Origin of the sequence: Dyadobacter linearis (assembly GCF_907165045.1) — a bacterium.
GTDB lineage: Bacteria > Bacteroidota > Bacteroidia > Cytophagales > Spirosomataceae > Dyadobacter > Dyadobacter linearis.
The window spans coordinates 464407-489276 of the sequence record NZ_CAJRAU010000004.1 but is presented as its reverse complement, the minus strand read 5'-3'; the positions used below and the strand labels follow the sequence as shown (position 1 = coordinate 489276).

Genomic DNA, 24870 nt, shown 5'->3' with positions numbered 1-24870 from the left:
GGTTAGTGTCTCTAATCTAATCCACCCCGTCGGGTCGGTTTTCTCTGCTCCGGCCAGGTGCCTGGTACGCCTTTCGAATCCAGCGGCATTACGATCCGGTCGCGGGAAGTTTTCGCAGGATCTTCACTCGCCTGATACGCCATAATCGCAGCCAGTATCGCATTGCTGCGCACATCGTCAAACACGATCTTGTCGTAAGTGTCGCGGTTGGTGTGCCAGGTGTAGGTTCCGTAAGACCAGCCGAGCGAACTCAGTGAGAATGCCGGCGCGCCCGCTGCTACGAAAGAAGCGAAGTCGGAGCCGCCGCCGCCCGGTGCGCCAGGAAACCTTGTATCGATCGGTGCCTTGATATTTTCAGGCACCTTGGAAAGCCAGCGGCCGAGGTAATCGTATGCATTCACAAAACCTTGTCCCTGCAAACTTACCACGCGGCCAGTCCCATTGTCCTGATTGAAAAGTGCCTGGATGTTCTGCACAATTTCCGGATGATCCTCCACGAAAGCACGGGAACCGTTCAACCCCTGCTCCTCACTTCCCCAATGTCCAACCAGGATCGTACGTTTTGGATTTGGATATACTTTTTTCAGAATGCGCATGGCTTCCATCATCACGATCGTGCCCGTTCCGTTATCGGTCGCGCCGGTACCGCCGTCCCACGAATCGAAGTGCGCGGATAATATCACGTATTCATTCGGTTTCTCGGTGCCTTTGATCTCGCCGATTGTATTGAAAGTCTGCGCCACGCCGGTTTCTTTTGCATCGGCGCGCACGCTGATTTTTGGCGTGTGGCCCGACTCCGCCAAACGATATAGCAGGCCATAATCTTCAAGCGCAATATCAACAGTAGGCACCTTTTTAGTGTAAGCGCCAAATATCTTATTTGCTCCAAAACCCTTTGACCAATAGCTCATTACAATACCCGCAGCTCCTGCTTTTTCCAGCGCCACAGGCAAAGTGCGACCATTATAACCGGTTTTCTTTACGCGATTCGCCCAGGCTTCTGTCTGTGCATCACGGTCTTTTTTCATTTTTTCGATTGATTCTTTTGTACCGAATTCCTCCCAGTTGTAGTCCGGGCGGCCGGTTGGCTGGTTCATGCTGATCATCACAAACTTACCTTTCGCAGTAGGCAGCCATTTCTGGAATGCTACTGAATCGGCCAGATCTGGCAGGATAATCACATCGGCAGTTACCGTTTTGCCGCCGGTTCCGGGGCTCCAAGCGAGCTGCATTCCTTCCAGCGATTTCACGCGGGGCGCTACCATATCGATATGCGAAATGCCGCGTTCCCAGCCGCGCCACTCGCCCCACTTTTCGTTTTTCGCAGTGATATTCCAGCCTTTGTACTTCGCAACAGCCCACTCGTGCGCCTGCTGCATTTGCGGCGAACCTACAAGCCGCGGCCCGATCACGTCCATCAACTCGTGCGCCAGCTTTTCCAGCTGTGAATTCTCAGTGGCTTCTTTTACGATATTTTCAACAACCGGATCTTTTTGACCAAAACTTACCGATAGCTGAAAGCAAAATATCAGGGTAATTAACAGGGAAACTTTTTTCATGTAATAAATGGATTAAACAATGTTTCTTTAAACTAATGTATAAAATACCGCCGACGCTTTGATAATGGTCTTGAAAAATTATAAATCGATATACTAATTCTGTTATCCGGCCAGAATCCCACTCATTTTCGTGCAATGCTCAAGAAATTTCCCGCATTCATTTTTTTTGCAAACTACTTCGTCGGGATACTTGCGGTTGCATTGTCGATTGAAACGCTTGCCCAGCTGCACCTGCCACTTAATTCAATTCCCTATTACCTGCTGATTTTCAGCGCCACGGTCTTTTATTATACGATCGCCTATTCCAGTCCGCCGGGCCTCGAAACTTCCCCAAACCCCCGCACGGAATGGTACCGCACCCACCATCGGTTTGTCCGGTATAGCCAATATTTTCTCTTTGCGCTCTGCCTAATAATTGCCACGTGGTTTTTGATAAATGATTTCGCTGGAATTGTCGCGCTGCCATTATATTGGTGGCTGATGATCCTGGCGATTTGTACCGCGGCAGTTTTGTATTACGGGCTGCTGCCCAAGTCTGTCATTTCATTTAATCTGAGGAACACGGGCTGGCTGAAAGCATTCGTGATCGGCTTTGTATGGGCGGGTTTTGTGAACGTTTTTCCGGTTGCAATGCTGAAAATTGAAGGCAGGATTATACTTCACGAGCCGGCATTTATGGTTTGGTTATTTGTTAAAAACTGGATGGTGATGTCCGCGAATGCAATTATGTTCGATATGAAAGATTATGAGGACGATGCGAATATCCAGCTGAAAACCTTTGCGGTCGCGATGGGGCTTCGGAATACGATCTTTTATGTATTGGTACCGCTCCTTTCGGTTGGTCTGTTGTCATTTCTGACGCTCGCCTGGTTTGCAGATTTCAGTCCGGTCACTGTTTTTTTTAATCTCATTCCTTTCGTCTCTTATCTGATCGTCGCATTTACTCTGCAAAAACCTAAAAACGTACTTTTTTATCTGATTGTGATTGACGGACTGCTTTTGGTAAAAGCCATTTGCGGTATCCTGGGAAGTTTTTTTACAGACACTATTTACTAGAAAACAATGAAGAACAACTACGACAGCGTGGCCTGGTTTTACGATTTTCTGGGAGGTATCGTTTTTCAGGGAGCATTAATGCGTTCGCAAAAATCGCTGATCAGCTTCATTCATGCACCGGCGCGCGTGCTGATCGTGGGCGGCGGTACCGGACGGATTTTGGAAGAAGTTGCCAAATTACAGCCAGGCGGATTAACAATCGTGTACGTGGAGATATCTGAAAAAATGCTGGAAAAGTCCCGGAAGCGTAACTGCGGCAACAATAAGGTCACTTTTTTATTAATGCCCATTGATTACTACAATACCGAAGAAGAATTCGATGTGGTCCTGACCCCGTTTCTTTTTGATAATTTTAGTCAGGAAAGAGCTGCGCAAGTATTCAGAATCCTCGATAAGCTGCTGGTTTCGAAGGGAATCTGGCTAGTTGCCGATTTCCGGCTTGAAAACGAAAAACCGACGGACTGGCGCAATCGACTTCTCAAATCGATGTACGCTTTTTTCAATATCTTTTTAAAAATAGAAGCAAAAAACCTGCCGGATACAGCCAGTTTGCTCAAAACAGCTGGTTACCGACAGGTATTTCTAGAATTTCATTTCAATAGGTTTATCTATTCGCAGGTCTTGGAAAAGCCTTAAACTAATGCAGTCCGCCGCCTTCCGAAAATAAACCGCTCGTTGAAAACGATGATGGAAACCAGGATAAGCGAATAGCCGATAATTTGAATGGAGTTGATTTGCTCATGGAAATAAAACAGCGCGATCGCGAAGTTCATGAGCGGATTAATGTAAAGCAATATCCCCATCGTCGACGAAGTAACTCCCTGCAATGCATACAAATTCATATAAAGCGGAATGATCGTGAAGAGCAGCGCGATCACAAAAATCAATGCGTAAAAGGAAAGTTCAGTAGGAACTCCCTCGCTGTAAACCGGATAAAATGGCAACAGGATCAGCGCAGAAAATAGGATCTGCACCGTAAGTACCAGAAATTTATCCAAACCCACATTCTTCCGCTGACTCACCAGGTAAAAAGCATACGAAGCCGCCACGATCATGCTGTAAGCAATATCGGCTATGTTATTAAAAGACAATAACATACAACTGAAAACACTTATTGCAACCGCTGTCCACTGCCACTTGCTGAGCTTTTCATGCAATACAAAATACGCGATCACGGTCGTCATAATCGGGCAGACCAGGTAGGCGAAAGACGCGGCCTTGATACTGATATGGTTCATCACGTAAATAAAGAAAAACCAGTTGGCTGTGAGCAGGATACCTCCCGATAAGGTCAGTAAAATGGCCCGGTTCCGCTGCCTTGCGGGTAATGCTTTTAACAACCTGACATTCTCCCTTAAAACCCGCTTCCTGAAAAACAGGCAGATCACCGACATGATCACGGCGCAGAGAAATACCCTGTAAAACAAAATGTCGAGCGAAGCGTAGGCAGATAACGGTTTGAGTGCCAGACTAAAAAACCCCCAGATCATAAATGAAATGAATGCGGCGAGGTAATATTTTGAAAATTTCATGCTATTGAAGTCACTTGGATAGTCAACCAACAGTAAAAGATCGGTGCGGGTTTCGCTTCGGCTGAAATTTGCGGGCTGCATTTGGGAGACTTAGTGACCGGCATTTTCTGCTGGTTACGCTAAAAAACGCGTTTCGCTGGAACCTAAGAAGGTACATTTGCCTTCATTAATGTAAGTATTTATAAAAACCAGTATGAATTTTTCCGATATCAGGCTGATTGCTACCGACATGGACGGTACGCTTTTGAACTCAAAACACGAAGTACACGAATCCTTTTACCCCGTTTTCCAGAAAATAAAAGACCACGGAATCGTATTCGTCGCAGCGAGCGGCCGCCAGTATTTCAATCTCGCGAAAACACTTGCCCGGATCAAAGATCAGGTAATTTTCGCCGCCGAAAATGGCAGTTATGTGGTTTTTCAGGATGAAGAAATTCATATTCAGCCCATTGAGCAGGATATTGTGCGTGAACTGATTACGATCGGCCGGACTATCCCGAATACCTACCCTATTATTTGCGGAAAAAAGAAAGCGTATGTGGAAAGCGACGAGCCTGAGTTTATCAACCACTTAAAACTCTATTTTGAGAGATATGAAGTGGTAGAAGACCTGCTTGCGATCGAAGACGACAAATTCCTGAAATTTACGCTCTGCGACCTGGCTGGCTCAGAGGTGAACAGTTACCCGTACTATAAAAAGTTTGAGGACGATTTACAGGTGAAAGTTTCCGGGCCGATCTGGCTGGATATTTCGGATAAAAAAGCGAATAAGGGTCGCGCCATGGAGGTTTTACAGGAAAAATTTAATGTCACACCCGAGCAAACGATGGTTTTCGGAGACTATCTGAACGACCTGGAAATGCTGGAAAAGGCACATTATTCCTACGCAATGGCGAATGCACACCCGGATATCAAAAAAATAGCCCGTTTCATCGCCAAAAGCAACGATGAAAACGGGGTAGTTGAGGTTCTCTCCGAATTAACGGATTAATTCTCTTCGGTATATTTCTTGAAAATAGACGTCGCTGTGTGACCTCCGAAACCGAAAGTATTGTTCAGCGCGTAGTTGATCGTCTGGTTCACTGAATCTCCTAGAATGATATTCAATCCTTCCGGCACATTTTCGTCCAGTTCTCTGGTATTGATCGTGCCCGGAATCATGTCATTTTTGACAGCCAGTGCACACACAATACTTTCAATCGCACCAGCAGCACCTAGTAAGTGGCCGGTCATCGATTTTGTAGCGCTGATCGCCACGGTATGATCGCCGAAAACGGATTTGATCGCATTCAGCTCGCTCATATCGCCCAGACCTGTCGAAGTGGCGTGCGCATTTACATAATCGATCTTGTCTGGCGTGATACCCGCTTCTTTCAATGCTTTTCTCATTCCCAAAGCCGCGCCCATTCCGTCGGGAGGTGTGCCGGTAAGGTGATACGCATCGGCCGCCATTCCGCCACCGACAATTTCGGCGTAAATTTTCGCGCCTCTTGCTACTGCGAAGTCGTAATCTTCCAGGATCAATGCTCCTGCGCCTTCGCCCATCACGAATCCATCACGCGTTTTATCGAATGGCCGCGAGGCTGTCGCCGGATCGTCGTTTCTTTTAGAAAGTGCCTGCGCTGCGCCGAAACCGCCCAATGCGGAATAGATAATAGCAGCCTCAGAGCCTCCTGCAACCATTATTTTCGCCTTGTCCATTCTGATCGTATCAAATGCTGCTATCAATGCAGTGTTTGAAGACGCGCAGGCTGACACGGTGCAATAATTAGGACCGTGCAGTTTATGGCGGATCGAAATCACACCTGCTGCAATATCCACGATCATTTTAGGAATAAAGAACGGGCTGAAACGAGGCACGCCGTCGGAAGCATGGAATTCCATCAGCTGATCTTCGAAAGTACCCATTCCGCCATTTCCCGTCGCCCAGATCACACCTGCGTCGTAACGGTCGGTAATGTCCATCGTTGCAAAATCCAACCCTGCGTCTTTGATCGCCATATCCGAAGCCGCAATCGCGTACTGGGTATGCAGATCGTACTTTTTCAGTTCTTTTTTGTCAATAAATTCTTCCGGATTGAAATTGTTCACTTCACATCCGAACTGCGTCTTAAACTTGGATACATCCTTCTTAGTAATGGTGGCAGCACCGCTTTTACCATTCACGATATTTTCCCAGAATTCATCTACCGAATTCCCCAGGGGAGAAATGACTCCCATTCCTGTAACAACAACTCTTTTCATAAAAATCTTTAACGGTTTCTCAGACTCCGGAAGCAATTAGTCAACTTCCTCAGTCACTGCATCTTTAAACATAGTCGCCACCAGCTTCTGCACCTGCGGACCGACGATCAGTATCGCGGGTATCACCACGAGGTAGGCCATGCTCCAAGATTTCAGCCAAATCACCAAAAAATTGGCAACAAATCCAATATTTATGGAAATCAAAGTGAAGGAAATTATGCCCGTTGTAATGATTCCCATGATCAGTGCAAATGCGATTTTCTGTCTCATTTTTAATGCATTTAAATTGCGTCTTCCGGCGGATCAGATCAGAATACGGTCACGCCCGGATTCATCGCTCTCAGTGCCTCAGCCGGAGAACTGAGAAACAGCTCGAACAATTGAGCGGTTTGCCCTACCCGCACTTCGAGTGTATTAGTCTCAAACGCATTTACTAATTCGTCAGCAACCACTTTTGGCGGAATACCATTTGCGCCGCCTATTTCCTGCGAAAAATCCGTATTAACCAGCGGAGGAATCAATTCAAATACCTGAACCGAGCTGCTTTTGGCAAGCGAAATACGCAGCGACTGGGTATACGAATGCAAAGCTGCCTTGCTTGCACCGTAAGTGGGGATAATGTGGTTCGGTACCAATGCAGCGATACTCGAAACATTCACGATAGCCGCTTCTCCGGCTTTTTTCAGTTGTGGCAACAAAGCATCGTTCAGGCCGATGACCGACAAATAATTGGTCAGCATTTCGTCTTCGGCGATTTGTGCCGGGTCTTTTCCTTCGTCCAGATCATAATAAGCCGCTTTCCCGGCATTATTGATCACCACATTCAGCTGCGGGAATTCGGTTTGAAGTCTGGATACGAGTTGCTCTACATCTGCGGGGTTGGTGACATCAGAGACGATACCTGTCACATTTTCAAGTTTCGCCGCCGCATTGGCCAGCCGGTCTTTGTCTCGACCTGTGATAATTACCTGATTATTAAGTTCCGAGAAAGCTTTTGCGATCTCAAATCCGATTCCTGCACTTCCGCCTGTGATCAGTATGGTATTTCCTGTAGTTTTCATTTCTGTTTTAAAATTAGTTTCGTTTAAAATTAATTATATACCGATCGGTATATTTCTGGTTAAAATTTTTTACTCTAAATCGTTAATCATTTTCTGCACAGCCTTCATGATCGCTTTCCTGTAATTCAGCTTACCTGTCACTTTGCCGATCATTATTCCGCCTTCAATCAATGCAATGATCGAGATCGCGGTTTCTTCCGGGTCAATATGACTGCTGAATTCATTGTCGACAATCCCTTTTTTAATCAATCCAGAAATGGCGTTTTTCCAGCTTGTGATCGCATCAGATGCTTTTTCGCGCAGCCTTGGGTGGGTATCGTCGGCTTCGGTGGAGGTATTAAGGATCGGACAGCCGCCTGCCGGGAATGGGTGATGCAGGAAGTTTTCGTAAATGTCGACATACACAAGCAATTTTTCCCGGGCGGTAGATTTCTTGTCCATTTCCACACGTACCGCCGTAAACATGCATTTCAGATTATGCTCAAATGCCGCCAGCGCAACTTCATCTTTATTCTCAAAATTTCCGTAAATACTGCCTTTTGTAAGCCCCGTCGCGCTGATCATATCGTTCAGCGAGGTACCGGCATACCCTTTCACATTGAAGATCGGTGCCGTTTTTTCGATGATAAATTGTCGCGTACGTTCTGCCTTGCTCATTTCGTTTTGTATTGACAACGCAAAAATATACCGACCGGTATATTTTTGCAAACATTCGCAGTTATTTATTTTGCGTAAACAAAAAAAAGTGGCCTGATCAATCGACCAGGTCACTTTCTATTTCAATAATTAACGGCTTACTGAGCAGCAACACGCCAGATCGTGCCGCCGGTATCATCGTTTACCAGCATAGAACCGTCGTCCATTATCGTCACTCCCACCGGGCGACCATATACTTTCTTTTCACTTTCGACAAAACCAGTCAGAAAATCCTCTGGTTTGCCGGCAGGTTTTCCGTTTTTGAAAGGAACAAACATTACCTTATATCCCGAGAGCGCCGAACGGTTCCACGAACCGTGCTGGCCTACAAATGCACCATTTTGATATTTCGCTGGAAACTTGGTCTTGTCATAAAAAGCCAATCCCAGCGAAGCGGTATGCGACCCCACCGGAACATCCGGAACGATCGTTTTTGCAACTAGTGCAGGATTTTCTCCTTTTCTTCTCGGATCTTCATTTTGACCAAAATATGCATAAGGCCAACCGTAAAATCCGCCTTCCTTCACACTTGTAATATAGTCAGGCACGAGCTCGTCGCCCAGCTTGTCTCTTTCGTTCACCGCAGTCCAAAGTGTTTTGGTACCCGGCGCCCAATCCATTCCGACCGGATTTCGCAGTCCGCTTGCATATACCCGCTCGCCACTTCCGTCCGGATTCACTTCCAGGATATTAGCCCGTCGTTTTTCCTCGTCCATCCCGTGATCAGCAACATTACTGGCAGAACCAACTGAAATATAGATTTTAGAACCATCCGCATTTGCAAGCAAATTCCTCGTCCAGTGGTTGTTATATCCGCCAGCCGGCAATTCGACTATCTTCTCACCTTTGCTGGTAATTTTGGTTTCGCCCGGTTTGTAAGGATATCTGTATAGCCCGTCGGTATTAGCAACATAGAAAAAGTTGTTTAACACCAACATTCCCAGCGGCTTATTCAGTTTTTCCATGAAAATCTCACGCATTTCAGGCTTACCATCTTTGTTCACGTCGCGCAATAATGTGATCCTGTCGGCACTTTTCTTGGTCGCAGATTCGGCTACAAAAATGTCTCCGTTCGGCGCAATGTAAGTCCACCTCGGGCTATCCAGCTTGTCTGCAAACTTGGTCACCGTGAATCCTGCGGGCGCTGTGGGCATTTTCCCTTCCGGCCAGCCAGCTTCCTCGGGCCGGTTTTCTACCGATTCGGTCACAAACGGAGCTGGTAAGGTGAGTTTATCGGTCTGGGTTGCGACGGAATCGGGGCCTTGTTGTTGGGCCTCCTCTTTTTCCTTTTCGCTTACCTTGCTGTTGCATCCGACTACGGAAAATCCGGCAAGCAGGCACAGTAGGGCGAGTTTGTTGGTGTTCATATTTGGTTTTGGTTAAAGCAAAAAAAAACAGGTCAAAGTCTTTCGACCTCAACCTGCTTTTGCAATAATAATGCCAGTAACCGCCAGCTATATGCTATACCAACCCTCTCTCCTTTAATACAGCCTGCTCGTCGCCGGTAATGTATGCGAAGATTTTGAGTTCGCTTTTTCTGTTTTGCAAAAAATAAATCACACTAAACTCCATCGAATCTTCACTCCCGTCCTTTTCATAAAAGGATTCCCACCGCACGTCGACGAGGTAATGCATCTCGTTCAGTTCCGTAATATCGATCTGCCGGATCTCCATTTTAGTAATCCCGATCGAGCGGTAGAATTCGTAACCTTTCGGGACAGCTTCGAGAAACTGCGCGTCGTTTTTTCCGCCTGAAATACCTACCGGACTGGCTTCCACAAAAAAATCAGCGAAAACCCTGGCTGTATCCTCAGCTACTGCCTGTCCGGCCAGGCCTTCTTCAAAACGCTTTTCATACCCCTCAAAAAACGCCTGAATATCATCATTTATGTCTTCCATCGTTCCTTTTCGCTTTGTTAACTGCTAGCTAACGACAAAGAACTATGCCAACATTCCGGGATCAGAATGTGACCGGCACTTCAACGATCGTCTTGTCCCAGCCCAGGAACATCTTCGCTGCTGTGTCGGATGATTTTTCAAATACAATGGAGAAATTTTCAATCGGTGCCTCAGCTGATTTTACCGGCACAGTTACGCGCGCTACATCGTTCGCTTCCTTGTACTTATAAGCTCCCCAGTAATCCACGTCCGAGCTCAGGATCAGTGTCCACTCTTTCGCATTGGGAATCGCAAACAGCGAATAGGTACCAGCTTTCACTTTCTTACCGCCGAATGTGGCATCCTGATAGAATTTAATCTCGGTTGCTTCATCCGCGCCTACCCGCCACACTTTGCCGAAAGGTTCCAGCTTGCCAAATACCTCGCGGCCTTTCAGCGCCGGGCGGCTGTAAGAGACTTTCACAAGCGCCTTATCGCCGTCTTTCCGATCGTGGGCAAATCCATCCGGGAAGTAGGCAACATCGCGCGGGCTTTTATCTAATCCTTTGAATTTCTGCGCTTGCGACGCAAAGGCAATCATAACCAGCAACAGGGACAGGAAAATGTTCTTTTTCATAAAATGGATTTTTGATTTGGATAAAAGTTTGTTTTCAAGCAATGTGAAATATACGCAGGTCAGGCCGAAGCTTTTCCTTTTAAAACCGGCCGCGCATCTTTGGTATTTCCGAGAATCGCCAGGCTTCTTTTGAACTCGATCTGTACATTATCTCCTTCAAATTTGCATTGCACCGTTTCGTAATGCGCCGTTTCTATAAACCGCCAGGTCATTTCAAATGTACTGTCGTCGACCCATGCTCCGTTACAGGCTACCTTCGTCCTTTTCTCGCCTGGTACCGGCGTCAGTACCAGTTTCAATGGCATGGTTGAAAGATCTGTCAGCCCTACTTTCCAGTTGCCAAGTCCGTTCACCATTAAATGCTCACCCTTATCATCCTGTAATCGGAAAAGACACCAGCCTTTGTCAAAATCAAAGGATACTTTCTTGATATTCAGGCTATTGTCAGCAATAGTATAACTTTTCTCTTTCAGCTTTGCTGCCAGGTCGGCGGCTGGCTTACCGGCGGTAAGGGGCAATGCGAGGGTAGTCAACTTTTTCTGCAACTGCGCCACCTCCTCTTTATCGGAAGGAACGCGGGTACTTTTTACCGATTTCAATATGTGGTTCCATACGTGATCCAGGATCGCCTGCATATTGCCGGTTTCACTCGTAATCGCAACGACCATATCTTCTCTCGGAAGCACGATGCAATACTGCCCGTAAGCCCCGTCGCCGCGGTAAGCGTCATTCCGGCACCGCCAGAACTGATAGCCGTAACCTTGCAGCCAGTCATTTTCCTCCTTTGGCCGCGAGCCGCCTTTGGATTGAATATGCGAGCGGGTAGCTTCTTCAACCCAGGCTGCAGGAAGCAACTGCTTTCCATTCCACTCGCCCTTCTGAAGATATAACTGGCCAAACTTGGCAATATCTTCCGTCTTCAACCTTAATCCCCAGCCACCGGTATTGATCCCGTTCGGGTCCACTTCCCAATCCATTCCCTCGATCACCAGCGGATCGAATAATCTGGGTTTGAGATATTCCAGAAGCGTTTGCCCCGTGAGTTTCTGGATAATGGCAGAAAGCATATAGGTAGCGCCGCTGTTATACACAAAGAAAGTCCCCGGCTCGTGCTCGACCGGCAGCGCCAGAAATGACTTCACCCAGTTCTTGCTATCGCCCCCGCGAACCGATCCCGTCGTATCCTTATCGTGCCCGGTCGACATTGTGAGCAAGTCTTTCACCCGCATTGCAGCCAGATTGGCGCTGATCGTAGCGGGTTTATCTTCCGGGAAAAAGGAGACTACCTTATCGTCCACCTTCAATTTTCCTTCGGCCACAGCCAGTCCGATCGCGGTGGATGTGAAGCTTTTACTCAGCGAATATAAAGTGTGCCGCAAATCAGGATTATAAGGTGCCCACCACCCTTCGGCCACCACTTTTCCCTGCCGCAATACCATTAAACTGTGCAGATTCAATTTTTCGGCTTCCACCGCATTTACAAAATCAAGTATTCCTTTGGCGGAAATCCCCTGAGTTTCCGGAGAACTTCTCACCAGCTGACCGTAAGAAGGCGCTGCCGCCCAGGAGGATGCAGGTATTGCACTCAATACGCCCAGTTGCAGGGCCCCAAATCCTAATTGCTGTAAAAACTCCCGGCGATTGTAAGACATATTATAAGGAGAAAAATGTTCGTAATGTGCTGTATCAGGCGAAGGCCAGACGTTTTGACCAATTTGTTTACAGGTAATGGTATCTTTGCCCTCTTTCTAAAAAATCCGATTAACCGGCTGAAACCTTATGTCTTTCGAATCTCTTGGCTTGTCTGAACCATTACTAAAAACCATTGCTGAACAGAATTATACTCAACCTTACCCTATTCAGGAGGCTGCAATTCCTGCCATATTGAAAGGAAATGATGTTTTGGGCATTGCGAAAACGGGTTCGGGAAAGACAGCCAGTTTTGTTTTGCCTATTCTGGAATTGTTTCAAAATAAACCAGCTGCGGCAAACCGGCACATTTCAGCATTGATCCTGGTACCCACAAGAGAGCTCGCGGTTCAGGTAGGTGTTGTTTTTCAGACTTTTGGAGAGAGGTTACCTCGTAAGGTGAAAACGATGGCGGTTTATGGCGGCGTTTCTATCAACCCTCAAATGATTGGCCTGCAAGGAGTTGAGATATTGGTAGCCACGCCGGGAAGATTACTGGATCTGCTTTCATACAAGGCGCTCAATATCTCTCAAACTCAGATCCTGGTTTTGGATGAAGCAGATAAAATGCTGAACCTGGGCTTTGCGGAGGAAATGAAGGATATCTTTTTCCTTTTGCCCAAAAACAGGCAGAGCATTCTCTTTTCTGCGACACTCGGCGACGAAATCGACCAGATCAACAAAACGCAGCTTAAAGATCCGGTCCGTATTGAGATTGAAGAGGAAGAGCAGCATATTGACCAGATCAAACAAACCGCCTATTTCGTCGATCCCGACCGCCGCGGGCCTTTGTTGAGATATCTGATCAAAACACAGGAAATGCAGCAGGTATTGGTCTTCGTTTCCGCCACGAGAACTGCCGACAATCTGGTTGAAAAGCTAAACAAAAATGGCATTCAGGCGATGGCGATGCACAGCAAAAAAAGCCAGGGTGCGCGGACCGAGGCTTTGAATAAGTTTAAATCGGGAAAACTAACGGTGCTGGTAGCAACTGATCTGGTGGCGCGGGGTATTGATATTCAATTTCTGCCTTACGTGATCAATTTCGAGCTGCCGCGCTCGCCCAAGGATTATGTACACAGGATCGGGCGGACCGGGCGGGCCGAAGCTTCGGGACAGGCGATTTCGCTGATCTGCCCCGAAGATGTGCACCATTTTAAGATCATCCAGAAAAAAATGGGTAAGCAAGTCGAAATGTTCGAATCTTACGATCTGGAACTGATGGGCTACTAGTTTTTGCCCTTTTTAGCAAGCTCCACAATTTCCTTTTTACTACCTGACCAGAATGCGATTTTCTGGCGGTTATAGGTATAAGTAACTGCCACAGAATCGCCGAAGCTGACAATCGCCGGGTAAGAATATTCATCCTCTTTTTTGCCGGTAGCAATATCCAGTTTATCGGTCCAGTTCTTTCCATTATCATAGGACATGATCAGCGAAAGCGGTGAGCGCGAGCCCCAGTTTTCGTTATCGGGATTGTAGGCAAGTACCAATGTTCCGTCCGTGAGTTTAGCCAGATCAATGCCGCTGTTCGGGTTTGGCAGATCGGTTTTTTTGATCTCAGACCAGGTTTTGCCATAATCTTTTGAATCGCTGCGTGCGATCACGCCTCCGGTTGTACGCACAAGCATATGAACGTTTCCAGGTTCAGATTCCCAAAGCGTGGGCTGAATGGCGCCTTTTCCTTTGATTTGCATTGTATCGATCTTGAAATAGGGACTTTCTTTCCAGGTTTTACCTTTGTCCGTACTTCTGTCCACAAATACCTCCCACCGATTTATTTCATTCGAAGAACCGGCCAGCCAGTCGCCATTTGAGAGTTCTATCAATTTATTTTTAACCGGGCCTCTTCCACCCTTATCTCCTTTCACAAGCTCGTAAGCTTCCGACCAGGTATTCCCATTGTCGGTAGATGTTTTCACCCACGTTTCCCAATGCGCGATCTCTTTGCCCACTTTGAAATACAGGATAACTTTCCCGTCCGCCGTTTTTTGCAGGACTGGATTCCAGTGTGCGTCTTCCCGGATCTTAGCAACTTCCACGGGCGTACTCCATTTGCCAGGCCTGCCTTTTGACAACCAGATACCCACATCCGGGTTCTTTTCCTCGGTGCCGCCAAACCACGCGATCAGGAACTGGCCATCGTCCAGGCGGACCAATGTCGATGCGTGACATTGCGGGAACGGGCGGTCGTCGCCAAAGACGAATTCTTTATCCGATGACAGCGAATCGGCCACTTCTTCCATCGCCGTTTCCGAAGTTTTTGAGTTGCAGGAAGTGAGAAATATAGTACCGGCTAAAAGCGACGCTGCCAGTCCGGCAGAGAGATTTTTTGTAATACGCATATTATAGTTTTAGGATACGATGTTTGGAAAATACCTTTTTGCGAAGGAAACGGGCTATTACTTCAACACTTTCTTCAAATCGTCCATTACCATTCCCGGCGCCTGCTCTTCGTACAGGATCCTGTAAACGGCGTGCGTGATCGGCAGGTTGACGTGATATAATTTGTTGATTTCGTAGATACTTTTGGTAGCATAATATCCCTCCGCGATCATTTTCATTTCCAGCTGCGCCACCTTCACACTATATCCGCGCCCGATCATATTTCCAAACAGCCTGTTCCGGCTGAATTGCGAATAGGCAGTTACGAGCAGGTCTCCGAGATAGGCAGAAGAACTGAGGTTCCGCTCGCGTTTATCAAGCGCAGTAACGAGGTTTCCGATTTCCTGCATTGCATTCGATACAAGTACAGCCTGGAAATTGTCTCCATAACCCAAACCGTGTGTGATACCGCAGGCCAATGCAATGATATTTTTCATGATCGCGGCATATTCCACCCCGTACAGATCGTCGAGCGGATTGGCGGCTACGTAGCGGCAGGTCATTAATTTGGCAAAATCCTCCGCTGCCGGGCATTCGGTGGAGGCAATGGAAAGGTAAGACTGTTTTTCGAGCGCCACTTCCTCGGCGTGGCAGGGGCCGGCGATCACACAGGTATCTTTCAGTTCGATACCAAATCTTTCGGAAGCCCAGTCGGTGATCAGGATATTCTGCCCCGGGATCATTCCCTTAATTGCAGACACAATCCTTTTTCCCTGTAAATGTTTGACGGAAAGATCTTGCAAAGCTTCTTCTATAAATGCCGCGGGAACAGCCAGGATCACATAATCTGCTCCTTTTACGGCGTCGGTCGTTTTCTCGAAAACTTTGATTTTTTTCGGCTGTAATACCACGTCGCTGAGGTAGCTCGGATTGTGGTGGTACTTGCGGATGTGCTCAATATCTTTCTGATTGCGGAGCCACCAGCGGATCTGTACATTGTTTTGTTCGCACAATATCTTGATCAGCGCAGTTGCCCAGCTGCCGCCGCCTATTACGGCTATTTTTGTTCCATTTAAAAAACTCATGCAGAAAATGTTCTAAACCAATTGGCCCGAAATATCACGTTCAGGGCCGGTTTCAAAAATGAGAAGTTTTTGACAGAAACTACAAAAATGGGGCTATTGTTTTTGCGGAGCTTTCGGCGGAGCATTTGCAGAGGCTTTCGAAGCTTTTAAGACGAAATCAAATAAACCGCTGATTTCTAACATCTTACTTACAACCTCAGTGTTTAAGCATAAAAAATCCTTGCAGCAAAGCCGCAAGGATTTTCCTTTTTAACCTAAACTAAATCGAACTTATTACTTTTTTACAACGTATCAGTTTGCGTTTTCATTTGATTTTTTTTCGTCTTTTTTCACATCTTCCTTCTTTTTTTCTACCAGGTCGCCATTATTTAGATTTTTAGACACGGCAATGTAAGGTCCGGAAATGATCTTGTCGCCAGGTTTCAGGCCGGAAAGAATCTCGATGTTTTCAAAATCGCTGATACCCGTTTTCACTTCTCTCGACTCCGCCTTTCCGTTCACATCCACGAAAACAACCTCTTTGATAGCCACTTCCTTCTTAGGCTTTTTATCATCTTCTTCCGACTCCGCATTTTCCTGCGGCGGACCTTCCGGCTGGGCTGCGGGAGGTGTGTTACTACGTGTCGTCACAGCCGCGATCGGAACCGAAACAACGCCGTTCTTACGGTCGGTGATAATATCAACCGAAGCTGTCATACCCGGCTTGAAGGGATAGGATTTTTTCGAACGCGACGACATCAAATCACTGAAAGATTCATTCAATATCTTCACCTTCACTTCAAATTCCGTCACTGCATCCGCAGAAGTGCTGGATAGCGACGACCCGGAAGCCGAGGAAGAAGCCAGCCCGGCTGCTGTATTTGCAATTTCCTTCACAATACCCTTGAACTTGCGCCCGGACGAGCTGTAAGCGTCCACATCGATTTCAGCGGTGTCGCCAAGTGAAACCCGCACAATATCGTTTTCATTAACATTCACCCGCACTTCCATATTGGCCAGGTTGGCAATGCGCATCATTTCGGTACCGGCCATTTGCGAAGTACCTACCACGCGCTCGCCGGCTTCCACATTCAGCAGCGAGATAATACCGCTAACAGGAGCGAATATGCTCGTTTTCCTAAGGTTTTCGGCTGCGTCGCGCATACCTGCCTCGGCACTTTTGATATTGTATAGCGCCGCCGATACGTTCGCCTTCGCTGATTCAAGTTCCTGCTGGGCTACGCCATAAGTGGAGGAAAATTGTTCGAAATCTGCGGCCGAGATTACTTTGTCGTTGTAAAGTTTTTTATTTCTGTCAAAATTGGCTTTTGCTTGCACCAGTCTCGCTTCTGCCTGCGCTACCATCGCTTTGGTCTGCTCATAATTTGCTTTACTCGAGTTAACCGAAGCCTGGGCGCGCGCCATGAGTGATTCATAATTGTCAGGGCGGATCTTCAAGAGTAACTGACCTTTGGAAACTGAATCGCCCTCAGCTACATTCAGACTGATAATTTCACCGGATACATCGGGGCTCAGCTTTACCTCCACCTCGGGCTGTACTTTGCCGGACGCAGTTACCCTTTCGATAATATCCGTTTTTCCCACAGTTGCATATTCAACCTCCGTGGTTTTCGGCTTGCCTATGTAGCCCGCCTGTTTCGCTCCAAACAAACCGGCGATGAGAAGTAATACAAGACCTGCTGTAATCCACCAGATTCGTTTCGAAGATTTACGTGCCATACAATTTGGGGTTACAATTAATGATTGTTTATTGAAATAGGACAGAGGGTAATGTTTTTATCAAAAATCTGAAAGCGGTCGGTTCATGTAGAAATCGAGGATCTTGGTCCTGAAAACGTAGTCATATTTGGTCTGGACCAGATTTCCGTTGGCCCGGTCGAGATTGGCTTTGGCAATATTGAATTCCACAGAATTGATCGCCCCCACATCGAAACGCACCTGCGACACCCTGAAAGTTTCCGCCAAAGCCTGCACCTGATTCGCAGTTGCCGAATACCGCTTGGCCGCATTTGTCATATCAATATAAGCCTGTTCCACATTTTTGCGGATTGTAAGCTGTACCTGCTGTGCCTGGTATTCGTAAGTTTTCTGCTGAATTTTCGCATTTGCGATATTGTATTTCACCCTGAAATTGGAGAAAATGGGTATTGTCAGATTCAGGTTAAGTGCTGAGTTCCTGTTAAAGTTAAGCTGATCCAGGTAACCGAAAGTCCGCAGCGAACCGTTTGGCGTGCGTACTTTCTGTACAATCGGCAGTTGTTCCTCATTATAAAGGATGTAATCAGTAGGCGACACTACCTCGGTGATTGACTCCCCGGAACCATCGGAGACGAAACGCTCTTTGGGCGCCGCACTTGAAAACGTAGTGTAAACACCGCCGCTTAATGTAAGGGAAGGCATTCCGGCGCCGCGGGCCAGTTCCACATTCGTTTTGGCCGCTTCAATGCGCATATTGGCTGCGCGCATCTGGGGAAGATTGTTTAATGCTGTTTCATAAATCTCCTGGATCGTAGCGTCGTAAGCTTGCAATGTAGGGTCTTTCACTTCTATTTTAACCACATTGATATCCTCGCTGCCGGAAATATTCATGTATTGTTTCAGGTTGAGTTTAGCGGTTTCCAGGTTGTTCTGAGCATTTACCAAAGTCAGTTCATCGTTGGCGAGTTGCGCTTTCAGATCGAGCAGGTTGCTTTCTGCCAGTGTTCCAGCCTCAACCAGTTTGGCGGTGCGATCAACCTGCAATTGAGATGCATTCACCTGCAACTGCGCCACCTCGATCAGCTCCTGATTGGTGATCACCTGCAAATACGAGAGCGCCACATTGAGCATAATATCGTTTCTGGCTGCGTCAAGGTCTTTCGCACTTGCCTGGTAATTGGCGTCGTTGAATTTGATATTATTCTTAATTTGAAAACCGTTGAAAAGCGTGATCTGACCACCTAGCTGGTAGTTATTGGAGCTGATATTCTGCTGTACGAACTGGTTGGTAAAAGGGTCAATATTTCTACCGAAACTAAACCCCTGGCCAGCGCTAAAGCTGATACTCGGCCACCGCTGCCACTTGGACTGCTGGTAAATATTGTTGTTGGATTGAACAGTCAGCTCGGATTGCTTGATCTGCGGGTTTGTTTCGAGCGCAATGCGGATACAATCTTCGAGCGAATAGGTGTTAGCAGGCTGGTTCACATCCTTTTGCGCAAAAGTGGCTTCTACTGGAACAATCGCACAAATTAGAAGAAGTGATAGTGCGGATTTTTGTAACGATTTTAACATGGGCCGTCCAGAGTTAGTTGATCAATATTAGTGTTTAGGCTAAAAAACAACCATCCATTTTATACGGACGGTTGCATAACAGGGGTAAAAGGGTCATGCTGAAAATGAAGCAAAATCAGTGAAAAAATAAGTATCCAAGCCAGATTCCCGCGAGAACCCCCACAAAGTCAGCAATCAGCCCAGCTACGATCGCATATCTCGTATTCTTGATACCTACCGAACCGAAATAAAGTGCTACAATATAAAGCGTTGTATCGGCCGAGCCCTGGAAAATACATACCAGTCTGCCGACAAATGAATCGGGGCCAAATTCCTTCATTGCGTCGATCATTAAAGCCCGCGCGCCGCTCCCGCTCAGTGGTTTCATCAATGCGACCGGCAGTGCGTCTGTAAAATCAGTGTTCATGCCCGTCAATGCAAACAGGTATTTCAAACCATCGATCAGATAATCCATCGCCCCGCAGGCCCGGAATGCGCTGATCGCCACGAGCAGCCCGACGAGATAGGGAATAATAGTGACCGTAGTCGTAAATCCGGCTTTCGCCCCGTCGATAAACGATTCGAACACATTGATCTTTTTATACAAAGCAATACCTAAAAAACCCGCTATCACCGCCAGCAACACAGAATTGCCGACGAAAATGGAAATCGTTTCGATCTGTTCTTTTGGCAACCCGGACAGGTACCAGAGCAGTAGCGCCAAAAGTGCCGTGATACTGCCCAGCCAGAGCATAATAGTCCTGTTAAAAAGGTTGATCCGCTGCCAGCTCGCGGTGATTATCATCGCCACCACCGTAGTAATGTAGGTACCTACCACACAGGGAATAAAAACATCGGAGGGACTTTCGGCACCCAGGATCGCCCTTTGCGCGATAATGGACAGCGGGATGATCTGTAAACCGGAAGTATGCAAAACCAGAAACATGATCTGTGCATTGGAAGCGGTATCCTTGCTGGGGTTCAGGTCCTGCAAACTTTGCATCGCGCGTAAACCAAACGGCGTAGCTGCATTATCCAGACCTAGAAAATTGGCGGAGAAATTCATGATCATCTGCCCGTGCGCGGGGTGATCTTTGGGTACTTCGGGGAAAAGCTTGTTGAAAAACGGACCGATTATCCGGGCGAGCCGGTTGATAATACCTGCTTTTTCACCCACATTCAGTATTCCAAGAAAGAATGTCATAACACCCGTCAGCGGCAATGCGATATCCATTACCGCCACTTCGGCCATTTTAAGCATTCCTTCGGTTATCTCCTTGAATGTCTGCACATCCCCGGTCAGCACAAATTTTAGAAAGGCGATTACAAAGGCGATGACAAAAAAACCTACGAAAATATAGTTCAACGCCATAGTCTGAATCGGGAAAAGGGAGCAGGATTGATCATGATTTGTTTACAATGCGGGAAGGAAAATATTGCATTTAATGCAAATAACAAAAGTATATTGCAAAGCTGGAACTGATCTCAAACCAAACCTTACTTTCAAATGAAATATTGTTACCTGTTTGTCCTGGTAATACTGTTCGCATGCAAAGGGCAAAATGATGCAAATGACACGGGCGATCAATCGAACATAGTTGTAAATGACACGATTGCGCTGGAAAGAAATGAAGTGGAAACCGGCCCGGTGGCGAGTTTCAGCGAGAAAGTAAAGGATCCTTTAAACGACTGGCGGTTTTCAGTAGAAGTGTACGAAACCAAATCTACCTTCGATTACCTGATCAAAATGAAGTATAAGGAACTGGAAGCGGAAGATGCATTGAAGATACCGAATTTTGGTATTGAGCCGAAAGTGGAAATTCAGAAAGGAAAGGAAGAGCAATCCTGCATTATTGGTTTTCTGGATAAAAAAGGAGAATTCAAGGAATATAAGCTGGTCAAGATCGAGGACGGACAACTGAAAATCTCAACGATCCGGCACTACGCGCGAACGCGCTATAAGGTAAAGAAATAATGGAAACGTTGGGTTTTGCTGATTTCCTGATCGCTACTCTAATACAATACGGGCATTTTTTGATTCGATGTTCCTGTAAATAAATAAGACCTGATAAACGCCGCGCGGCAAATCAGATACGTTGAGCCGTAGCATTCCGTCGGTTACTACATTTACAGATTTCAGCTCCCTGGATCCGACTTCGCTGACTATTTTAATACGCTCAGGAATTTCAACCGAGTCACGCTCGTCCAATGCAATATCAATGTAGTCGCTGGCCGGGTTCGGATAAATGTCAGGAGTAGGCGTTGGCTTAATGCAATTATCAACACAGATAGTAATGCCTTTTTGCACAGAACCAAAGCAGTTGCTGGCAACGACAGTCACACCATAGCAACTGTTTACGTACGAATTGAAATAGGCCGAGCCGCCATTGAAATTCAGAATCGTATTAGCCGGATCGCTGCTCACCCAGGAACTGAAAATTGTACCGGGCTCGGCAGTTTCCGCATGAAGCGAAACGCCGGATCCATTACACATAAAATCCGGCGAGCCGCCGCCATTTTCAGTTACCAGCAATGCTGCCGCAAGTGGCGCGCTACGTTTTACATTGATCGTGTTACTAAAAGCCGAAGTAACCCCGCATACAGCAGACGTCGCTGATACCTTCACAGTTCCGCTGGATACCCCAGTGATTTGAGCCGTATTGGTATTCCCGGAATTAGCAGTAATCCCTCCTGTTGTTACCCAATTATAGGAGCTGGCATTGATTGCAGAGGCGGTAATGGTTTTAGGATTGCAAAGCAGGATATCTCCCGAATTGATGACAGGTTTGGTTGGAAGCGGTCTGGTGATAGTAAGTTGCGAGACTGTTTCAAGATTCAAAACATCGCCGCGCGAAGCAACAACTTTAATGGTGCCGCCAGTATTTTTGGTGGGCGTTAACGTAATTGAAGCTCCACTACCACTTTTAACCCAGCCTGCCGGACAAGTCCAGGCATAATTTGTAGCATTAGTGGCCGGGGTTACGGAAACCGTAATCGGCGCAGTACCGCAGCTGAACTGGTGACTTCCTGTATAGGCGACGCCATTGATTTTGATATTGCCAGGTGTGCCGAGGTATTTGATCGGGATCGTTTTTGTCACCGTCAAACCTACTGGGCAAGTCTCGCATTTATCATCGGTACTTGCTGGCTTAGCAGTTGTTACTTTGATTATGCCATTGCCATTCACATTGTGCCACTTTACATCAATAGCTATGTATCCGTCACCCTCATAGGTACTTGAATTAGTTTGAGTGATAGTTCCGTTCGTTACCTCCCACTTAAACTTGCAAAAATCACCCGTGCTACAATTTCCAAAACTAGAAATTTTGGCGACATAATTATACGCTGTTTGATCAGGCAATGCACTATTGCAGCCATTTGGACCGCAATTAATATTGACAGTTTGCCCCATAACAACTGTCTGAAAAAAAACACAACTGCTGACAAGCAGGATCTTAGCAAGTGATAAAGCGCTCATAATTGTAGTTGTTAAAAGTGATACGAAATGTTTAGCAAGTGAATTGAATCCATTGTAAATGCCCACAGCTCATCCTTTGAGATAATATCTCTATTATGGGCGATCAGACTATGGCGTTTGTATTTCAATGCGCCCCCCAGTTCGGCCGAAAGAGAAAGGCGATTGAGTAATCTATACTTTACGCCCACGAATGGATGTGCAGAAAATTTATATTTTCTGGCCGAATAGGCGAGGCCAGGGTTGTGTCTTTCATAGTTATATGCGAAACCAAGATCCACCCCAGAATACAATTGGTGCCGGTCTGAATTGAAATGAACTTCATAACCTATCCGCTGCTGACCATAGCCATATTTTATATTTGCGACAAGAACTGTATCCAGGCGAGGACCATCTATGGTGCCGGTGTACTGGGTGACCCTTATTTTTCCGAACTCAATATTGTCAATAGCCATCCTGAATGCTCCCTTTTGGTTAGGCGAGTATCTGACCATAAATCCCACGTGTCCATTCAAAAGGTGAGGGACTAAATGGAGCGTTAGATCCCATTTGAAAGGCAGTTTCGCATCGCCCGCTTTCTCTGGCGGCTTTGTCGTTTGCTGACCGAAAGCGTTGGGCCCCAACCAGCAGATCGTCAAGAATGCGAGAAGAAGTGTTTTTTTCATGGATTAATTTGCATTAAGTTGATAATGCAAATCAACCAATAATTGATCAGTCGATATCCTACAAAAACCCAGCTTTCAACCTGCAAAAACCCAGAAAATCAGCGCTTTGCCCGGAGCTTGCTGACGTAGTTTTCGGAAATGCCGAGATAGGAGGCGATATGCTTTTGGGGGACGCGGTTGAAGAGGTCTTTTGAACGCTGCCGGAACGCTTCGAGCTTTTGTGAGGCCGATAGCAGGCGCATATCGCGCAGCAATTCCTTGTGCGCCTGCCAGGATCGCTCGGCAATGATCCTGCCAAAACAGCAGATCTCGGGGTGGTTGGCGTAAAGTTGGTACAGGTCTGTGCGGGTAATGTAAATAAGGGTACAGCATTCCAATGCCTCAATGCATTCCCCGGCCGGAACCTGATTGATGAAACTGTCGGCCGAATAAATGAAATCAAGCTCCTTAGCAAACCACTCCGTTGACTCGATAGAGTTGCCGAAACCATCATCGGTCAACTGGTAACCTCTGACAAGTCCGGCTTTTACAAACCATAACTTATCACAGATCTCTTCATCTGATAACAAAAGTTGTCCTTTCTGAACTTTCAGAAGTTTTAAACGAAGCGAAAATTGCGTAAAAACCTGATCGCTGATGGGCAGAACGCCCTTGATGGGAGATAAGAATTCAGGGTACATTTATGATAGTGTGAGGTAAGGTTTAACGATGCAAGATGAAAATTTTGCACCGCTTTTTTATACTACAAACCTTAACTTTTGTATTCAGAAACAAACAAAAAAAGCCCGGAATATTCCGGGCTAATATACTATTAGTAATATCTGTAAATCAAGCTTTGAAAACTTCATCCATTTTCTCGCGGATCGTCAGCAAACGCTTCCGGTCGCCGCCGGAAACTTCTGCGGATGCCCAGCCTGAGTAACCGATCTTGGTCAGTGCTTTGTTCACTTCGGCCCAGTTGCAGTCGCCTTCCATGAATTCCACGTCGAAGCCTTTCCAGAGACCGAGGTCATTTTGTTTCTTGAAACTGAATTCTTTCAGATCTAGCTTCAATATGCGCTTGTCGAGCGCCTCGATCCATGAAACCGGCCAGCCGTAACGCAGCACATTGCCCACGTCGAAATACCAGCCTACCATCGGGTGCTTGAATTCGTCCACGAAGCGCGCAGCTTCGAGCGGACTGATCAGGAACTGGTTCCAAACGTTTTCAAATGCGATTTTCACGCCCGTCTTTTCAGCTACCGGAAGCAGCTTTCTGATTTCTTTTTGGGAGCGCTCGTAAGCTTCTGCATAAGTGGTAGTTGCATTCACAACACCCGGCACGACCAGTACCGTGGTGCCGCCCATTGCTTTGGTATCGATCAACGCCTTTTCAATCGACTTCACACATTCCTCCCGCTTTTTAGGATCCGGATCCGAAAGGGGCAGTTTCCAATGCATGGAATTAACCGTTCCCGGGAGTTCCAGTCCCGTTTTGTCTCGGGCTTCCAGGATCTCCTTCATCGTGATCTTGTCGTCGGGAGAGTCAAGCTCCACGCCGTCGTAACCAAGGTCTTTCAGCAGTTTGAATTTGTCCATCACCGACAAATCTTCCTTAACCATACCCCATTTCAAGCTTTTCTTGATCATTGGTTTGGCCAAAGGTGCAGTCTGCAATGTCGCACCGGACACCACAGATGAAGTAACGGCCATAGCTGATGTTGCTATGGCCGCACT

General features: G+C 46.8%; 24 protein-coding genes. 5 read left to right on the top strand and 19 right to left on the bottom strand.

Annotated features, from left to right (window positions below; all coding sequences use genetic code 11):
- Positions 1 to 11: 11 nt before the first annotated feature.
- Positions 12 to 1559, bottom strand: coding sequence for a M20/M25/M40 family metallo-hydrolase (locus tag KOD92_RS16735; RefSeq protein WP_215234723.1), 1548 nt, complete (start codon positions 1557 to 1559; stop codon positions 12 to 14).
- Positions 1560 to 1694: 135 nt separating this feature from the next.
- Between KOD92_RS16735 and KOD92_RS16730 the strand changes: the two genes are divergently transcribed.
- Both KOD92_RS16730 and KOD92_RS16725 read left to right on the top strand, forming a co-directional pair.
- Positions 1695 to 2615, top strand: a complete 921-nt coding sequence (locus tag KOD92_RS16730) for a UbiA family prenyltransferase (protein ID WP_215234722.1) — start codon at positions 1695 to 1697, stop codon at positions 2613 to 2615.
- A 6-nt stretch (positions 2616 to 2621) separates the two neighbouring features.
- On the top strand, positions 2622 to 3251 hold the full coding sequence (locus KOD92_RS16725) for a class I SAM-dependent methyltransferase (RefSeq protein WP_215234721.1): 630 nt from the start codon (positions 2622 to 2624) through the stop codon (positions 3249 to 3251).
- On the opposite strand, the gene KOD92_RS16720 is transcribed toward KOD92_RS16725, so the two are convergent.
- On the bottom strand, positions 3248 to 4147 hold the full coding sequence (locus tag KOD92_RS16720; RefSeq protein WP_215234720.1) for an EamA family transporter: 900 nt from the start codon (positions 4145 to 4147) through the stop codon (positions 3248 to 3250). The two genes, KOD92_RS16725 and KOD92_RS16720, sit on opposite strands and share 4 nt — an antisense overlap.
- 193 nt (positions 4148 to 4340) lie before the next feature.
- On the opposite strand from KOD92_RS16720, the gene KOD92_RS16715 reads away from it, so the two are divergent.
- Positions 4341 to 5138: an HAD family hydrolase gene (locus KOD92_RS16715; RefSeq protein WP_215234719.1), complete on the top strand. Its 798-nt coding sequence runs from the start codon at positions 4341 to 4343 to the stop codon at positions 5136 to 5138.
- Here the strand turns inward: KOD92_RS16715 and fabF are convergent.
- From fabF to KOD92_RS16675, 8 genes are all read right to left on the bottom strand, one after another.
- A complete protein-coding gene (fabF, locus tag KOD92_RS16710) occupies positions 5135 to 6391 on the bottom strand; it encodes a beta-ketoacyl-ACP synthase II (RefSeq protein WP_215234718.1) in 1257 nt (418 codons plus the stop codon). The two genes, KOD92_RS16715 and fabF, sit on opposite strands and share 4 nt — an antisense overlap.
- Positions 6392 to 6427: 36 nt before the next feature.
- Positions 6428 to 6661 carry a DUF2798 domain-containing protein gene (locus KOD92_RS16705; RefSeq protein ID WP_215234717.1) on the bottom strand — a complete coding sequence of 78 codons (234 nt, stop codon included), beginning with the start codon at positions 6659 to 6661 and terminating at the stop codon, positions 6428 to 6430.
- Between the two features lie 38 nt (positions 6662 to 6699).
- Positions 6700 to 7452, bottom strand: coding sequence for an SDR family oxidoreductase (locus KOD92_RS16700; protein WP_215234716.1), 753 nt, complete (start codon positions 7450 to 7452; stop codon positions 6700 to 6702).
- A 69-nt stretch (positions 7453 to 7521) separates the two neighbouring features.
- Positions 7522 to 8109 (bottom strand): TetR/AcrR family transcriptional regulator, encoded by a 588-nt coding sequence (locus KOD92_RS16695; RefSeq protein ID WP_215234715.1) that lies wholly within the window; start codon positions 8107 to 8109, stop codon positions 7522 to 7524.
- Between the two features lie 137 nt (positions 8110 to 8246).
- Positions 8247 to 9515, bottom strand: a complete 1269-nt coding sequence (locus KOD92_RS16690) for a PQQ-dependent sugar dehydrogenase (protein ID WP_215234714.1) — start codon at positions 9513 to 9515, stop codon at positions 8247 to 8249.
- Positions 9516 to 9609: 94 nt separating this feature from the next.
- A complete protein-coding gene (locus KOD92_RS16685) occupies positions 9610 to 10047 on the bottom strand; it encodes a hypothetical protein (protein WP_215234713.1) in 438 nt (145 codons plus the stop codon).
- A 61-nt stretch (positions 10048 to 10108) separates the two neighbouring features.
- Complete coding sequence (locus KOD92_RS16680) at positions 10109 to 10663, bottom strand: DUF2911 domain-containing protein (RefSeq protein ID WP_215234712.1); 555 nt, start codon at positions 10661 to 10663, stop codon at positions 10109 to 10111.
- Positions 10664 to 10722: 59 nt separating this feature from the next.
- Entirely contained in the window at positions 10723 to 12315 is a 1593-nt protein-coding gene (locus tag KOD92_RS16675; RefSeq protein WP_215234711.1) for a serine hydrolase domain-containing protein, read from the bottom strand.
- 127 nt (positions 12316 to 12442) lie between these two features.
- On the opposite strand from KOD92_RS16675, the gene KOD92_RS16670 reads away from it, so the two are divergent.
- On the top strand, positions 12443 to 13585 hold the full coding sequence (locus tag KOD92_RS16670) for a DEAD/DEAH box helicase (protein ID WP_215234710.1): 1143 nt from the start codon (positions 12443 to 12445) through the stop codon (positions 13583 to 13585).
- On the opposite strand, the gene KOD92_RS16665 is transcribed toward KOD92_RS16670, so the two are convergent.
- From KOD92_RS16665 to KOD92_RS16645, 5 genes are all read right to left on the bottom strand, one after another.
- Entirely contained in the window at positions 13582 to 14697 is a 1116-nt protein-coding gene (locus KOD92_RS16665; protein WP_215234709.1) for a sialidase family protein, read from the bottom strand. The genes KOD92_RS16670 and KOD92_RS16665 overlap by 4 nt on opposite strands.
- A gap of 57 nt (positions 14698 to 14754) precedes the next feature.
- Positions 14755 to 15762, bottom strand: a complete 1008-nt coding sequence (locus KOD92_RS16660) for an NAD(P)H-dependent glycerol-3-phosphate dehydrogenase (protein ID WP_215234708.1) — start codon at positions 15760 to 15762, stop codon at positions 14755 to 14757.
- A gap of 291 nt (positions 15763 to 16053) precedes the next feature.
- Positions 16054 to 17481: an efflux RND transporter periplasmic adaptor subunit gene (locus tag KOD92_RS16655; RefSeq protein ID WP_215234707.1), complete on the bottom strand. Its 1428-nt coding sequence runs from the start codon at positions 17479 to 17481 to the stop codon at positions 16054 to 16056.
- Between the two features lie 60 nt (positions 17482 to 17541).
- Entirely contained in the window at positions 17542 to 19035 is a 1494-nt protein-coding gene (locus tag KOD92_RS16650; RefSeq protein ID WP_215234706.1) for a TolC family protein, read from the bottom strand.
- Between the two features lie 115 nt (positions 19036 to 19150).
- Positions 19151 to 20386, bottom strand: a complete 1236-nt coding sequence (locus KOD92_RS16645; RefSeq protein ID WP_215234705.1) for a nucleoside recognition domain-containing protein — start codon at positions 20384 to 20386, stop codon at positions 19151 to 19153.
- Positions 20387 to 20521: 135 nt separating this feature from the next.
- Here KOD92_RS16645 and KOD92_RS16640 point away from each other — a divergent pair, with 135 nt between their 5' ends.
- Positions 20522 to 20989, top strand: a complete 468-nt coding sequence (locus KOD92_RS16640) for a hypothetical protein (RefSeq protein WP_215234704.1) — start codon at positions 20522 to 20524, stop codon at positions 20987 to 20989.
- 33 nt (positions 20990 to 21022) lie between these two features.
- Here the strand turns inward: KOD92_RS16640 and KOD92_RS16635 are convergent, their stop codons facing one another.
- From KOD92_RS16635 to KOD92_RS16620, 4 genes are all read right to left on the bottom strand, one after another.
- Positions 21023 to 22492, bottom strand: a complete 1470-nt coding sequence (locus KOD92_RS16635; RefSeq protein ID WP_215234703.1) for a T9SS type A sorting domain-containing protein — start codon at positions 22490 to 22492, stop codon at positions 21023 to 21025.
- Between the two features lie 11 nt (positions 22493 to 22503).
- Positions 22504 to 23154: a hypothetical protein gene (locus KOD92_RS16630; protein WP_215234702.1), complete on the bottom strand. Its 651-nt coding sequence runs from the start codon at positions 23152 to 23154 to the stop codon at positions 22504 to 22506.
- A gap of 98 nt (positions 23155 to 23252) precedes the next feature.
- Positions 23253 to 23834 (bottom strand): Crp/Fnr family transcriptional regulator, encoded by a 582-nt coding sequence (locus KOD92_RS16625; protein ID WP_215234701.1) that lies wholly within the window; start codon positions 23832 to 23834, stop codon positions 23253 to 23255.
- Positions 23835 to 23982: 148 nt separating this feature from the next.
- Positions 23983 to 24846 carry a sugar phosphate isomerase/epimerase family protein gene (locus KOD92_RS16620; protein ID WP_229254707.1) on the bottom strand — a complete coding sequence of 288 codons (864 nt, stop codon included), beginning with the start codon at positions 24844 to 24846 and terminating at the stop codon, positions 23983 to 23985.
- Positions 24847 to 24870: the final 24 nt, after the last annotated feature.